A 16,615-nucleotide genomic window follows, 5' to 3' on the forward strand; every position below is an offset into this window, starting at 1 on the left:
ATAATAAATAAATTTTTACGCATCGTATTGCTAAAGCTGCGTGTATATCTTCTTGTCCTGTTAATAAAATCACGTACTTATTCAGTACGTACAATACTACTTGATCAGCTACCAGATACTAAAAAATTAGTCTATACTAACTCACAGATCAATACGATTGTCATATGCAATTACATTGCATAGTCATATAGGCCAGTATTTATATAGGTAACTAAAAGACTATCTGTCCAGCTGTGTGCCCAGCGCATATTAATACTATCCAGCAATCGTAGGCCAACAAATAGTTGTCTTCTGGTCAGCGATTCGAAAAATATAATGATATATTATAAAACGTAGAAAATATCTAGCATTGAATTTTAGATTGCCTATAAAGTAATGCATCCTTCTTATATAAATTCAGCATGGTAACGGTCTTCTTTTTCAATTGACTAGCGCAAAGAAGAAGTTAAGATCGGTACATGCATGAATAATGCTAACTACCTTAAATTTTAATCTATCAACTGGTGCATGGTTAGACTATAATAACTTTTAGTGATTTGATCTGCAATCATGGTGCACATGTGACTGCACCTAGCTACTGAAGAAAATTTTGCTAATTTGCTTGACTTATTTAGATATTTATAAGTACTCGCGCAAATTTTAAAACATCCTCTAAGCGAAATTATAGTTAACTTGAATTATTTATAATAAATCAGACCTGCTAGATTTCAACTGCTAAATTATTAAAACGTTTAGCAAATCTGTAGCACCACATAATACCGTATCGTTGTGTTTGCGCACAAAACATATTAATGATCAACTGATCAATCATTTATTGTTGCTACAGCTTGTTTATATTTATACAGACTATCAATCATGGCATAGAGAGTCTGATAAAAATGCTAACTTACAGCGTCGTCATAGATGTATTTATTCTATAGTTAGATTACTCTGGGCAGATTATAACTTGCAATTTATTGCAATTCATATCAGCATATATTTATGCTAACATAGCAAACAATGGTTAATAAGTGCCTGCAACGTACCATGCCCTGTATGAAACTATACAGATACTGGGTTTATCTTATAGGTCGCCGATAAAGTATCGAACAAAAGTATGAATTGACTACTCAAATAGCTCACTCAACGCATTGTATTACATAATTCACGCAATATATCATTGCTACGATATTTTCAGAAGATGAACGCTTTAAGATAATTAAAGATAACATAATATTGAACTGCTTTTCATCTGCAATTAGGTCATACACTTTCTTAGTTAGCAGATTTTGCAGGGCACTTTGCTGTGACTGTTCGCCTTGCTATATTTGTTTTTACATAGGAAAAACCAGGTAGACAACACTGACATCATATTGCTGCATAACTGAGAACTGAAGCACCTTAGATATATTAAGGCGCTTTTGGTTTAATTCATGAAGCACTATCATAAGTAAATAGTATTTTTCTCATTCTAAATGAGTAATTCAACTATAGATAATATCAAGCAAAGTCGACCATCTCCTGCATTATAAACAGCGCGTAGCGTTAGCTACGCTAGTGCTAGTTGCGCAACACTTTATGATTTCCAGTATCTTGCTTGTGAGTACTTATTATATACAACAGCTTAGCGCAACGGTAGAAAATAGTTTCAAGCATGAAAATAGTTGGGTAATTGATTAACTATCAATATAAATTGATCTAAACGTTACAATAGCGTACTAGCTTATAGGTAACATCCATGCAGTTTATTATAATGCGGTAGTTGCAAAGCTTATCAGCATACCTATCAGGCATATCAGGCCAATCTCACCAAGCAAAATATGATCAAATACACTAAAAGTCAACCTCAAAGCATAAGTAAATACTGATAATATTTGAGGCTACAAAGCAATATTATTTTAACACTAGGCGTGTCTCGTGAAAATTATCTGATTTCATCGCGTACCTTAAGCATACTCAAGGTAATGAGCCATACCGCAAAAAAACTTATTAATTCTTAACTTACTTTAATATAAAGTATGTCTGGTTAATCTTTAAGAATAGCCTACATAATCTCGATAACTAATTGGCAAGATTATTTATCTTTAGTAAAAGAATTCAGATGCTGTTGGATAACTACAGCATAGATAACTTACTAAGCATCAGCCTTTCGTAACAACTAATTGATAGTTTGCTCAATGTCTCGCTACCAGAACTATTAAGTCAACTAGAAAGGTTACCGTTTTTATTACTAATAACTGACCATGATCGGTTTCAGTATTCATTGAAACAACCTAAGAAATACCAGTGCAAGCATAGATTCTTAATACTCCAAAACGTACTACATCTACATCTACACCAGTACAACTCTTAACATGCTGCATTTCAGCTGTATGCGTTTTTAAAAAAATTGTGCACCAAACTAAACATTTGATATAGAAAGATATTTAAATATTTCTTTATGATTAGTCTAGTTTTGATAAAGAAATGTTCATTAAAGCTTAATATTAGGCAAATTCACGTAGTGAGCAGATGTTTATTACGTTTAATGATGCGGTGTTCTTAGATAAGCTGACTGAATTAGATCTATTCAACTATGCAAATAACGTGATCACTAGCACCAACTAAAAAGAAAGCATTAATATGATCAGTCAGGCAGATAAAATAAGTTATCTAGTCGTTACCGAATAAAACGCACTTACTACTAGTGTTGCACGAATGATTTGCACAAATATGAAGCAGCAATAAGCGCGTTTGATTAGCTTACATGACATCTTGACCATTACTCGTATGTTGCGTAATTAGGTATAAATTAACTATTTTGAAAAGGTTTATATGATCTTATTGGTAGTCTGATATTTAGATTCTTACCATGATATAAGAATACCAAAAAAATAGGTGTGTTAGTGGTTATAGCGAGGCAAAAAACGAAATGCTTTATGTTGTGCAAATAAAAATAAGATACATTCTATAAATGTACGTATCCATAAGCTGGGTTGGCAGCATACTGCGAATATTCGAGTTTTTATATATTCAGGCACAACCAAGCCATGGTGCTCGCTGTTTATTACCGTGAGCACCTACTGACTGTCACAATAACTAAGCACTGCAGAAAAAATATTATTTATACATAAAACATTAAGATGAGATACCACTAATTGCCTATATAATACTAATAAACCAGTATAATAACAAAAAAACCTCTTAAGTTTAATCACAAAATATAAAATAGTGATTTTTAGTGTGCCACACTATAATAAAACTATTCACTACAGGCAACAAACTAGATATAATAATTTATATTAACGTCCAACTTTTATATAACTCTATGATATATAGACTGTAACTATAGGTAGACGCGGAGCTAGCGAAATCTAAAACTTTTTTGTCATACACCAAGTATACACTGATTAGTGTGGCTTTACTAGTACGGTTGTGCTGGTCTACCTACAAGCTTGCTGATGCTTCTGTTTGGGAGCGACGTAACTGAATGTAGTGCTTAGCATAGTGCAGACTATAACGACTACATAATAAGAGTTGTCATAGTTTTGCTCACTACAAGTGACAATGCTCAGTATTAGGACCAGTATAAAAACTGGTTAGACGACTGTAGCATAATTGCGCCTGAGTAGAAATACTTGAGGATATTAGACGAAGTGCTGAGGACGTTACAGGCATTATCTTCAATTATACTTTAATAACTTTCGCTAATATTCGCTTTCAGCTTGACCAGTTGTATAGTTCATTTTGGCACCAATTAAATCATGACTATGACAGTTAATAAAACAAAAAAATGGGTGGTAGTTATCGCAAAATCATTAGAATTTTAATAAAATGAAAACTGCAAAATCAGTAATTTTACCATCTATTACAAATATGGCTAACCATGCAAAGTAGCATTGCTAAAATTACCGATATATGCGGTGCAGGCATGGTCTAAGGTACTCGCCGCCATGATCTTAATGCAGAGCATGTCAACCTTGTATTTAAGCTAGGCCTAGCAAATTGGGGGGGGTACGCTGACAACAAACTACTTTCCGGTCGAACTATTTACTAATTCAACTCGAAATGCCGTAACAGAGTTACGTTAAGAATTGACGCGTCCAGACAGACAAAGATAGTTAAAAATTAACTGGCAACTGGAAGACAGTTAATTGTACAAGGTGAAAGATTAAGTTTCAAAACATCTGATACATACTCATTAAAACATTCGTGAATATGCGCTTGCATACAGAATAATGCCAGTGTTTTGAAGTCGATAAGTTTACTAATTTGAGCAAAACCTCTTTGAGAGGCTCATACTAGCATACGCAGATAAACTAGCGATACAGATGCAAGGCTTGTTTGATGCCAGACTATCGCTACTGCGCAGTATAGACACATCTATGTACTAGTAAGGCTACCGAAATTCTTGTGCAGTAAAACTGCAACACTAAAAGTGTTGCATGTTGCAACTAAATATGCAAAATACTACAAGCTACGCTACGTGTAATAGTCATGAAATACTTAAAAAAGACTGATACTTCTGCTAGCAGCAGTGCTACTACTGATTTTTTTAATTGACGAAAATGATCGTTATAGGTTCAGCTAACCAAAACTTTAAAAACTACCTATAGACCTTGGAAAATAGTCTATCCATCTAATTCAGCCTAAAATATGCATCATCAGCACTGATATCAATTAATCACTGAACATATCTAACATATATTGTTAATAGCTCTTGAAGTACATACAACAAACCATAATATCCAGAAAGATTAGGTGTCACGTCTACCTACAGCTATGAATGCTATAATTAGGTAGCATGTCCTTATCTACGGCAAAGGTAATTAATTAGTAATATCGCAAAATACCAGGTAACTAAATCACATTGATTCAATCATAGCCGCGTGATGCTGGTAATTGTGTCCAAAGCATACCAGTGCTAAAATTTAATGCTGAACTTACCAGCTGGTGTACGCAAAAGCGGTATACAAAATATTAAATTTTAATTACTTATATTAATTTATTTAAACGTGTTTAGTAAGTAATTCTTATAGTAGTAAATTTTTGTATCTAACTGGCGTCAACGAGAACAGAGTTAAGCATAACCGTGAACTAATATACATAAAATGTATTCGCTACGCAAAATGAAATTTTTTAAGAGGCACATATACCTACGTATCTTTTTAATAGATAAAGTTATGTGCGCTTAATAATAGGTCTAAAATGCATAAATGCAGGATGCGTCAAACACTACATAATACACTAAATCCTGCTAAGCCGCATAGTCGAAACGTTGCATTTATTCAACTTCAAAACCAGGGTGTACAAAACACTATTCGTGATAAATCGTCACTAGAATGTCAATCATAATTCATGACCTACTGAAGTCTGGCCTTACTGAAAAGGCTCATATTGGACTGACATTAACTATGTCAAACAATGAGTACTGTGCCACTTGGCACATCATTATTCGATCTGAGCTAGAGCTTTCTTAATGTCTGTGGATGTTGCTTTGTATTTGGAGCGGAAAACGAGACTCGAACTCGCGACCCCGACCTTGGCAAGGTCGTGCTCTACCAACTGAGCTACTCCCGCATATTGAGAGTACATATTACTCAGAATCTAAACTCTTAGTCAACTCATTGATTAAAATTTTTTATTTTGTTCAACGTTAGTGCGCATGTAAGGCAAAGCTATGCGCAAATATTGCAACATGGACCACAAAGTTAAGCCAGCAGCAATTAGTAACAAAGCATAGCCAGTAAGAACATAAAGAGAGAAGTCTGGCGGGTTGGCTAGCAGGATCACCAGCGCAAGCATTTGCGCAGCAGTTTTCCATTTACCCATGTTTGATACAGCGACATGGGCGCGAGCACCTATTTCAGCCATCCATTCGCGCAAGGCTGAGACAACAATTTCGCGACCAATAATCACAGCGGCTGGCAAGGTCAACCAGAAGTTACTATGTTCTTGAACTAGCAAAACCAAGGATATAGCCACCATGACTTTATCGGCTACCGGGTCGAGAAACGCACCAAACGGCGTGCTTTGTTCTAAGCGACGAGCCATGTAGCCATCAAGCCAGTCAGTTGTAGCAGCAAAAACAAACACCGAACTAGAAGCTGCATAACTCCATTCGTACGGCATATAAAACAATAAAATAAAAATCGGGATAAACAGAACGCGTAGAATGGTGATCAAATTTGGGATGTTCATCGGCACAACTAGCTACGAGGTAAGAATAGCATTCTATTCGCTATGCAGATTTACATAAATCAATTCAGCGAGCTTTTTACTGATACCTGGTGCTTTAGCTATTTCAGTAATGCTGGCACAGCACAGCCCCTGTAAACCACCAAAATATTTAAGCAGGTCACGGCGTCGAACTGGGCCAATACCAGCCACTTTTTCCAAGGTTGAAGTTTTTCTAATTTTACTACGGAGGGCACGATGACCAGTAATGGCAAATCTATGCGCTTCATCACGAATATGCTGGATCAAATGTAGAGCAGGTGAGTCGCTTTTTAAAATTAACTCATGGATCGTATTATTCAAGTACAACGTTTCGAAACCAGCTTTACGCATAATACCCTTAGCTACACTAAGTAGGACTAGATCTGGCACAGCTAGATCATTAAGCACATCGCGGGCTATGGATAACTGACCCTTACCACCGTCCACGAGTAGAATATCAGGGAGTATGTTATCCATATCCTTCAACTTGCTAAAGCGTCGCATCAGGACCTGCTGCAGAGCTGCATAATCATCGCCAGGATTGATACCTGTAATATTGTAGCGTCGGTAATCAGATTTGATAGGTCCTTCTGGCCCGAATACTGCACAGGCCGCAACTGCAGCTTCGCCATTAAAGTGACTAACATCGTAGCACTCTAGCCGCATTGGTGGCACGTATAGGTTAAGGGCTTTAGCTAAGACATCAAAACGCACAGCAATGTGTTGTCTATTAGCTAGGTGCGCACTTAAGGCCTGTTTAGCGTTAGTAATCGATAGTTGCTGCCATCGTGCGCGAATACCGCGTACACTATGATTAATAGCTAATTCTTGGCCGCGCAATTCATAAATTGCCTTGATTAGTATAGGGAAGTCTTTATGGACCACGTTGACAATCAATTCAGAAGGCAAGGTGCGATCTGGATTACCCATATAGTACTGACTAAGAAAGGCATTCATGATTCCGGCCGTTTGTTCATTGATACCAGTTTTTGGAAAAAAATTTTTGCTGCCAAGGACTCTACCACTACGTACGTTAATTAGGTTTACACAAGCGCCACCAGGATTAACAAAGGCTGCGATTACATCAATATCGCCATCACCGCTTTCCATGCTTTGTTGATCTTGTATACGACGCAATAGCGAAAGCTGATTACGCAGCTTGATAGCCAGTTCAAAATCTAGGGTACTGACGGCTTGTTCTATAGCACCGGAGAGTTCATATGTAAGGACATTGCTACGTCCTTCAAGAAACATCACCGAATGGTGCACATCTTTAGCGTACTCTGCTGGTTCAACTAAGCCAACACAAGGCGCCTTACAACGCTTTATCTGGTACTGTAAGCACGGCCGCGTACGATTCTTGAAGAATCTTTCTTCACACTGGCGCACAAAAAAAGTCTTTTGCAACAGACCTAAAGTTTCACGGATCGCGCTAGCGCTCGGGTAGGGACCGAAATATTTACCTTTACCATGCTTAGCGCCACGATGAATGCTTAGGCGAGGAAAATTACTGTCTGATAAAAACACGTAGGGGTAGGATTTATCGTCGCGCAGCAGTATGTTATAGGGTGGCCGCCATTTTTTAATCAGCGTATGCTCAAGCAGTAATGCATCGGTCTCATTGGCAGTTATAGTGATTTCAATCTTGGCGATACGTGCCATGAGAGATACTATTTTGGGTGCTAGCCCAGTTTTACGAAAGTAACTCGTGAGACGGCTCTTTAGATTTTTAGCTTTACCTACATAAAGCAAGCATGCCTCACTATCAAACATGCTGTACACACCAGAGCTGCTACTGCAAGTTGAGAGAAAAGCACGTGGATCAAACGATGTGGTCATGTCAAACGCTAGCGCCCATTATACTGTACCGTATCGCGAGCAGGATCAACTCAAAATCGCTGCTTATGATAAGTTTATCTAAAATACAAGAACCGTAAGTATTAACGATTTTTGATCGCTAGAAACAATCTGTCAAAAATCAACTGCACTGCTTAGTGAGCGAAGTTTACCAAAGCGATCTAGATTTTTCGCTCTGATGGCCCGATAAACGATAAATCACTAGTAAATTGTAGTAGCTTGCAATATATCCGCTGGCCTACCCTGTTATGTAGGCACTGATCTTGCTGGCTTGCAAAAACCTAGCAGAAAATAAATCTGCCTAACGCGCATTCGCCACTATAACTATTGATAACTAAATAAACTGTGCAACAAATGTATTAGCTGAAAAAAGCTACTAACATTAGTCATTTTTTGATATGTGTTAATACTATACCTATCACAGATTATGATTTATGGGTTATACCTATACTTAGCATAGCCAGTAGCTAATAGCAAATCATCCATATTAACTAGCATCAGTATAATATACGTATAAATTAAGTTATGATTTTTGACTACTGTAGCACTCTAATCTAGGATAGATACTTTTACTATATAGTCTTATACATTATCATATATTTTAACAAAAAACCAAGCCATAAGCGTCTATACAAGCAGCATATATAGTGTCTACATAATAAAACTGCCAGCTTGGTGATAAGCAGTACAGCTTCCTAAATAAAAAGTTAGTTATTCTTCGTAGTATAGTTAAATTTTTTATTCAGCGTAATAAATATTCAATCACAATAAAGGTGAAACAGCCAAGCTGCTTGCACATTTTCTTTAAAAGAATACAATAATTACCTAATATTTTGTATCTAATTTTGTTCAGGTTTTCTCGTTAAGTCATAGTAGCATGACTTATAACTTTTAAACTAATAATGATAAAAAATATTCTCCAGGAGTCTATTCTCTTTAAGCGTTAGCACGTCATCATAGCGTTAATATAGTCACAACTATATCAGGTGTTTACTAGACGTAAAATAGATAATATGGAAAGCTAAAATAAGCTAGCAGTCATACTGTAGCATGAAAGGAAAAAATTATCTTTGATAGGTGCTTGATTTAAAACTATGCCATAAAGTTATTTTATATATAAAAATACTCAGTAATGAGTACTAATTATTCCATTTAGACCAGTTTAGAGTTAATTAATGATAGTTCATAAAACACTAATAGTTGCCAGCATATTAGCACTCTATTAATATAAATTAAGCGTACCTTTTTAGGTGGTTATATATATCATTTGGAAACACAACGCAGATTACTAGCATTTAGGTTTACGATGCGTAACATAGCTATGTACTCGTAGCCGTCTATTCATATAAACAGCTTGGGCTCACTAATGATCTTTGATTGCAGGTATTAGAATATCCGCTGTTGTGTATAGTATCTGGAATCTACATAAACTACTTAGAGTAGCTTCTACTAGAGCCATTTAACCTACGGCTGCCTTTTTGTTGTTATTCAGAATTTAATAACTTAGCTTTTCATTAAACCTTGAAAGAACTAACTATATAAGCTATGCCACTTGTCCATTTAACTCTGTAATGTCCGCAGTAATTTACTACTTTTGACGTATGAGCATTATAGTAATATCCATACTAGGATAGGCATAGTTATTCCGTCAAGAAAAGTTGGTGAGCCTTGCCATCTGATTTAACTGTATGGCATACAAGTTGCTTACATGCACTTCATGTGCCATGGTTTACTAACATGGAAGCACTTAGTAAGGCAATACGACCGTTAACAAAGCTACAAATAGTAGGCAAGTGTAGTCTTGAGTGCGGCAGAGCGGAATTGCTTACAAGTTGCTTTGGTTTACTTATAGTGACCGCATTACTACCAAATCCTTTTTTATGATGCTTGTATACTATAAAAAAGCATAAATTTACATGCTACAATAACCGTAAAGAACATATAACTAGATAAATGAAGTGCATGCTAAGTTTACGTGTATATTACTAATTTATTACTTGTGGTCGCTATAAAACTTCTAATGCTGTATTATGGTGTTAACTAAACCTATTAACTTTGGGATGCTTCTTAAAAAACACCTGCACTATATTCGGTGTCGGTGTGTGATTTTTCGTTCAGTAAGGCTAATGCTGTTATAAATTACTTGATTAAAAATGCACATTAGTAAAAAGCAGTAAACTAACTGACCACTAAAACGGCGTTAACATACTAATATCTAGCCTGGATACTAACAACCTAGTAGTTGCTGATTAAGATAATCTTAATTAATTCAGACTGGTTTAGACGTTAGTATTAAATAGTAATTATTTTAAGTTAAATTAACTTGTTGCATTCAATTAGAGGGCACAGCACATATATAGATAGAATAGCGCTAGCTTACTGCGATAGACTCACGATACAATTTTACTATCTGGTGCTGTGCTAGAACTACTGCGAGAGTTTATATAACCGTCGCTCAGACTAAAAACCTTTTTCCAGTTCAAATTATCTAGATATAACAGCACAACTATAGTACATAGCTTTTATGGAGGCTAGATTTACTTAGAATCTACGAAGCATCTAAATAATTGAATCAGCTAAACTGTAGTAGATGCTTCTAACGAGCAGAAACATATGCGGTATTTAGCAACTATTCACTTGCCTTGAATGTCACTAGCTCACCATTGCGCCACTTAGCTACCTTGCTGATTACAGCCTTAAGAATTTTAATTAGACCTTCCTGCCGTTGCTCATTAGTGGCAAACACTAGCATTAGGCTATGACCTTCCTTAAATATAATGCCCTGACCGTCAGCTGAAGAAACAAATGCATAATCGCCTAAACCATACACCGTTAACTTAATATCACGAAATTTTAATTCAAGCTTGCCACCTTCACGACTCGGCAAAATTGCCGCGCAAAAATGGTCACCAACTTTAAGTTCTAAACGTGGCTTATCATCCACGACCATCGCTGACCCAGTATGTATTTCAGCGATGTACATACCTTCTGGCGTCTGTTCAGCGATGTAAACAAAACTGGATTGAAATTGTTTCACCAATTTTGCACGTAAATCACCCAGCACAAATAACGCATGCATATCTAGTTTACTGACTACCAAGGAAACGCCCCCACATAAAAAACGCTAACCACTAAAGCGGGCAGCACAAAAAGATAACCGTTACAGCACAATCACACATTCGATGATCACTTGACGGAGACAGCTGTTCAACCATAAGACTAATACAGATGTAGCAATAGGCTGTATGCATAGTAATCAGATAAACTAGCAAATTACTAGCTCGACAGCCAGAGAATACAAGCTAGCCAAATTTAAAGAATAATTCAGTGGAATACATCAATGCTGAGAGCTTATACATAATAAAGTACCCAGCATACAACCAAGTATATGCTACTAATTATTATATTATAACAAACTTCATTAAAACTATTCAATAAGACACTAGCAAATCAATATGATTCCTGACAAGAACTAAGCATGCAAATACGTCAACTTGCCATTATGTCTTCCCGCGCTCACTAAGTCTGAGCATCCAGACGAATACCAATGCTGCTGTTTACCAAGTTTCAACAGATGCTTGAATTCTAATTTTTTTACCAAGTTATACTATACTGATCTAGCGCAATTTTTCATATTCTGAAAGTAACCGGCAGCAAAAAATCAAGAGGTTTGCAAGGCATGCACCATAGGGTCTGCGAATTAGCTAATTCTTGGCTCTCTTCGCAGTTTAAATGACTTTAATTCGCCATTATCTTATAAAATTTACCATATTACTCCATCAATTAAAGTTTATCTTACATGTCATATTTTATCAGTACGGTTACTTTGATAAAAAAGGCTATATCTTATAGAACTTGATATTAGCAAATTTTTTTATCTATAGCGATAGCGTTGAAAATAAACAGTGAGCTTCAAGCGAAGATCGTTATCACGGATAAAATATCCGCTGACTATGATTGCTATCAATCAGGTAAAAGGATTATTTGGTTTAAAGCCATTTATACCGTAACCTCCAGTTGACAAAGACACTACCATAGCCTTAAGTACTTGCTGTGGGTTTAGTGTACTTCACTCCTCTGGGCTTAATTTCAAATACCATATCACATCTATAATGTCACATACATAACAACTACTATCTTACATAGACAATTAGTCTTATAGACGCCAATCCCTTACCACCAAGCATTCTACTTGAATAACTTAGTCTAAATTTAAACTGAGCAGCTATGGATGCATTTATTGTCGCAATATTCGCCAACTATAAATATGAAGCTAATTAGCGTAGTTTTCTGGATTCCGTAATAGATAGCGTTTCTTAAAGAAGACTTACCTAAATACGCCGAATTAACTATCACGGTTAACGAGTTAACTAACAACCGCATTAACCCAAACAAACATTAGTCAATGCATGTAGTCTGACTAATGCAGATATATCAGCACCTTCTTAAGTAAACCACGCTTTTGCGCTACTTATCTTTTAGCAACGATACCTGACAGGCTTTCTAGTGTACCTAAAGCTTTATATACACTAATAATAATTTAAGTAATATTAATTGTGCTTAAAATAGTATGTTCAGCTAGCATTATTTATCAACCTAATGTAAACTAGATTACAAATTTTATTTAAGTTAAATAGCACTCCTCTCTCAATACCTCCATCACAGCAATAGACAAATAATTTATGCGCATCTTGCAGTGTCTAGTTCTACTATCTAAAGCGCTATGCCGTTATTCTAGCCTGAATAATTGACAAGAAACATTGTTTTTTGTGGGTTGATTCTTATTAAATGTAAGCTTATTTTTATTGCAAAATATACAGTCTACCTGCATAGTAGATAATAAAGTTACCATACACTGCAACAACGGGTGATATTACAAGATCATCCATAATGACGTAACTAGCAGCATCTATAAAGCCAATATAATGTTTTATCTCTAGCGTCATTATAGCAATAAAACATACGCTAACAGTTCGACATCCATTAGTGTGACAAACATGGTCGTTTTGCAGTTTAATGCTAAACGGGCAAACTCTATATGGATTGCTAGCTGTTTATTCTATACTTAAATTTACTACACAAAATTTTAAAAAAAAGTTGTTATAACATTGGCAACTGGTATCATATATAATACATATTTACTCTCAAAAAAAATCACTAGATAGTATTGATATTTTTCATTTATTACTTACTAATTAAGCCTCATCAGTCAATCTCCACAGTGTCTCACTTTTCCCGTCTTCTAACAATACACCCATTGAATTAAGTTGTTTACGGATATGGTCGGATTCCGCCCAGTCCTTATTGGCACGTGCAACTAAGCGCGCCTGAATCAACGTATATACTTCAACTGTATCCACGCATCTTGCAGCGCTAGCTTGCAGGAAGTCAACTGCTTCCATCTGAAGTATGCCAAGCACACTAGCCAACTCTTTCAAGCGTGCAGCTAAACCTGACGCAGCATTGAGATTGCTCTCGCGTAGGCGGTTAATCTCACGCGCCATTTTGAATAAAATGGCGCAGGCTTCTGGTGTACTGAAGTCATTATTCATAACTTCAGTAAACCGTGCTACGAAAACTTCGCCACCAGTAGGCGGCACACCGCCTTGCAAGCCTTTCAGTGAGTGGTAAAGGCGTTCCAGAGCACCCTTGGCATCTTTGAGGCTATCTTCCGAATAGTTGACGACGCTACGGTAGTGACTCGATATAAGTAGGTAGCGCACAACCTCCGGGTGATATTTTTTTAACACATCGCGAATAACGACAAAGTTATGCGAAGATTTAGACATCTTCTCGCCATTGATACGGATCATGCCGCAGTGCATCCAGGTATTGGCGTAGGTCTTGCCTGTAGCGGCTTCGCTTTGCGCTATTTCATTTTCATGGTGCGGGAACTTAAGGTCACTACCACCTCCATGAATGTCAAAGGTCTCGCCAAGACAACAAGTAGACATCACTGAGCATTCGATATGCCAACCAGGACGCCCAGCACCCCATGGTGACTCCCAGCTCGGCTCACCTGGCTTAGCGGCTTTCCACAAAACAAAATCCAGTTGGTCTTGCTTGGCATCGTCCACATCGACACGCGTATAAATTCGTAGGTCTTCGATTTTCTTACGTGACAATCTACCATAGCCTATGAACTTAGCAATACGATAGTATACGCCGCTGTTACCTGGGGCGCAATATGCGTAACCCTTGTCGATAAGGGTCTGAATCATGCGTAGTATACTAGAAATATAATCTGTAGCCCGCGGTTCAGTATCTGGTTTTAGGATATTAAGACGTGCCTCATCTTCGTGCATTGCTATGATCATACGCTCAGTCAAAACATGAAACGGTTCACAGTTTTCCTTGGCCCGATTAATGATCTTATCTTCGATATCAGTAATGTTGCGCACATACGTTAAGTCATAGCCGCTAAAACGCAGCCAGCGAGTTACTAAGTCAAAGGTCACCATACTACGACCATGACCTATATGGCAGTAATCATATACAGTTATGCCACACACGTACATCCGCACCTTGTTACCATTCAAAGGCTGAAATACTTCTTTAGTCTGACTAAGTGTATTATATATTGTTAGCACAATGGTTTCCTTAGAGGATCTCTGTGCGTCCACGAATCACGTAAAGCAACAATACGATTAAAGACAGGAGCACTTTGTTTTGAATCCTTAATATCTACACAAAAGTAACCTTCACGTTCAAACTGGAAACGGTCTTCTGGCTTTGCATTACTAAGCGATGGTTCGGCACGACAACCCTTGATCACTTGCAATGAGTACGGGTTGATGCTGTCTAAGAAGCTGACGCTACTCTCAGTTCTTTCAGGGTTAGGCGAACGAAAAAGACGATCGTATAGACGCACTTCGCAATCAATGCAGGTAGTGATCGGTACCCAGTGGATCACACCTTTAACTGTACGGCCTTTAGGATTTTGACCTAAAGTTGCTGGATCATACGAACAACGTAGTTCCACTATATTACCATTAATATCCTTGATAACCTCGTCCGCACGTATCACATAGCTACCGCGTAGGCGCACTTCTCCATTCGGTTCCAAGCGCTTATAGCCTTTCGGCGGTTTTTCCATGAAGTCATCATAATCAATGTAGATTTCACGCACGAACGTCAACTTACGTACACCTAGCTTTTCTTTATGCGGATGACATGGTAGTTCCAGGTTGTCGACTTTATCTTTCGGGTAGTTAGTGATCACAACCCGCAATGGACGTAGCACGCACATTGCGCGCGGAGCGTTCACATTTAGATCCTGGCGAACGCTAAATTCAAGCATGCCGAAATCAACTACTCCAGCGGAACAATTGGTACCAACCATTTCGCAGAAGTTACGGATCGAAGCTGGGGTATAGCCACGACGGCGTAAACCAGATATCGTCGACATGCGCGGATCATCCCAACCATGTACGTGTTTTTTATCAACAAGCTGTTTAAGCTTGCGCTTGCTAGTAATAGTGTAGTTTAGATTTAGACGGCTGAACTCATACTGACGCGGGCGCATCGGTACCGATAGACTATTGAGGAACCATTCATATAGCGGACGATGACTTTCAAACTCCAGAGTGCAGATAGAATGGGTAATACCTTCGATTGCATCTGATTGACCGTGGGTGAAGTCGTAGCTTGGGTAGATGCACCACTTGTCACCAGTCTGATGATGGTAGGCATGACAGATACGGTACATAATTGGATCGCGCAGATTGATATTCGGCGAGTCCATGTCAATCTTGGCGCGCAGTACACGAGCACCATCTGGGAATTCACCAGCTCGCATGCGGGCAAACCAGTGGAGGTTCTCTTTCACTGAACGATCGCGAAAGGGGCTGTTTTTGCCTGGCTTGGTTAGTGTACCACGGTATTCCTTAACTTGTTCTTGGCTCAAGTCGTCAACATAGGCTTTATCGGCCTTGATCAGCTCAATAGCCCAGTCAAATAACTGATTGAAGTAATTTGACGCATAACGTACTTTACCGGTCCAGTTGAAGCCCAGCCACTTAATATCGTTTTTAATAGCATCGATATACTCCTGATCTTCCTGAGCCGGGTTGGTATCGTCAAAACGCAGATGTGTAATACCACTAAACTTCTTGGCTAGACCAAAATTTACACAAATCGACTTAGCATGACCGATGTGTAGGTAACCGTTTGGCTCTGGCGAAAAGCGAGTGACAATATGCTTATACTTGCCCGCATTCAAGTCTAACTGGACTATCTGGTGTAAAAAATTAATAGGGATTATAGGTTCGACCTTTGCATTCGAGGTATGGTCAATAGTTGAGTTGCTCATAAGATCCTTGAATAGACGAAGTGCTTAGCAATGTCCAAGTTAATCATAAAGAGCTTGACAGCTAAAGCTGTCAAGCAACCGACAGAAAGCCGCTAAAAACTACTGCACTTAATATATTGTAGCTGTAAAAAAATTACCTCAAAATTCTTACTAAAAATGTAAAACTACACACTTTTGCTACTTATTTAAGTAAACTTAAAGCGGCTTTAATCAAATCATAATTAAGCTAAGCGCTCACCAAGCTCTAATCACTGTCGCTAATTTCATCAA

The 16,615-nt window shown here is 37.6% G+C and carries 5 protein-coding genes and 1 tRNA gene; all 6 read right to left on the bottom strand.

What is annotated here, in order from left to right; translation table 11 throughout:
- Positions 1-5,462: 5,462 nt before the first annotated feature.
- Positions 5,463-5,538, bottom strand: a tRNA-Gly gene (locus C3B55_RS02660).
- A 51-nt stretch (positions 5,539-5,589) separates the two neighbouring features.
- Positions 5,590-6,159: a CDP-diacylglycerol--glycerol-3-phosphate 3-phosphatidyltransferase gene (gene pgsA / locus C3B55_RS02665; protein WP_129211233.1), complete on the bottom strand. Its 570-nt coding sequence runs from the start codon at positions 6,157-6,159 to the stop codon at positions 5,590-5,592.
- A gap of 33 nt (positions 6,160-6,192) precedes the next feature.
- Positions 6,193-8,016: an excinuclease ABC subunit UvrC gene (uvrC, locus tag C3B55_RS02670; RefSeq protein ID WP_129211235.1), complete on the bottom strand. Its 1,824-nt coding sequence runs from the start codon at positions 8,014-8,016 to the stop codon at positions 6,193-6,195.
- Positions 8,017-10,663: 2,647 nt separating this feature from the next.
- Positions 10,664-11,113: a hypothetical protein gene (locus C3B55_RS02675; protein WP_457912699.1), complete on the bottom strand. Its 450-nt coding sequence runs from the start codon at positions 11,111-11,113 to the stop codon at positions 10,664-10,666.
- A 2,116-nt stretch (positions 11,114-13,229) separates the two neighbouring features.
- Entirely contained in the window at positions 13,230-14,624 is a 1,395-nt protein-coding gene (gene cysS / locus C3B55_RS02680; protein WP_129211239.1) for a cysteine--tRNA ligase, read from the bottom strand.
- Positions 14,618-16,345: a glutamine--tRNA ligase/YqeY domain fusion protein gene (locus tag C3B55_RS02685; protein ID WP_129211241.1), complete on the bottom strand. Its 1,728-nt coding sequence runs from the start codon at positions 16,343-16,345 to the stop codon at positions 14,618-14,620. The genes cysS and C3B55_RS02685 overlap by 7 nt, the downstream gene beginning before the upstream one ends.
- Positions 16,346-16,615: the final 270 nt, after the last annotated feature.

It is taken from the genome of Candidatus Pseudomonas adelgestsugas (assembly GCF_004124255.1).
GTDB lineage: Bacteria > Pseudomonadota > Gammaproteobacteria > Pseudomonadales > Pseudomonadaceae > Aquipseudomonas > Aquipseudomonas adelgestsugas.

Excerpts from the sequence above, each read along its gene's own strand:
- pgsA (WP_129211233.1), bottom strand. The coding sequence starts at position 6,159 with ATGAACATCCCAAATTTGATCACCATTCTACGCGTTCTGTTTATCCCG.
- C3B55_RS02675 (WP_457912699.1), bottom strand. The coding sequence starts at position 11,113 with ATGCATGCGTTATTTGTGCTGGGTGATTTACGTGCAAAATTGGTGAAA.
- uvrC (WP_129211235.1), bottom strand. The coding sequence starts at position 8,016 with ATGACCACATCGTTTGATCCACGTGCTTTTCTCTCAACTTGCAGTAGC.
- C3B55_RS02685 (WP_129211241.1), bottom strand. The coding sequence starts at position 16,345 with ATGAGCAACTCAACTATTGACCATACCTCGAATGCAAAGGTCGAACCT.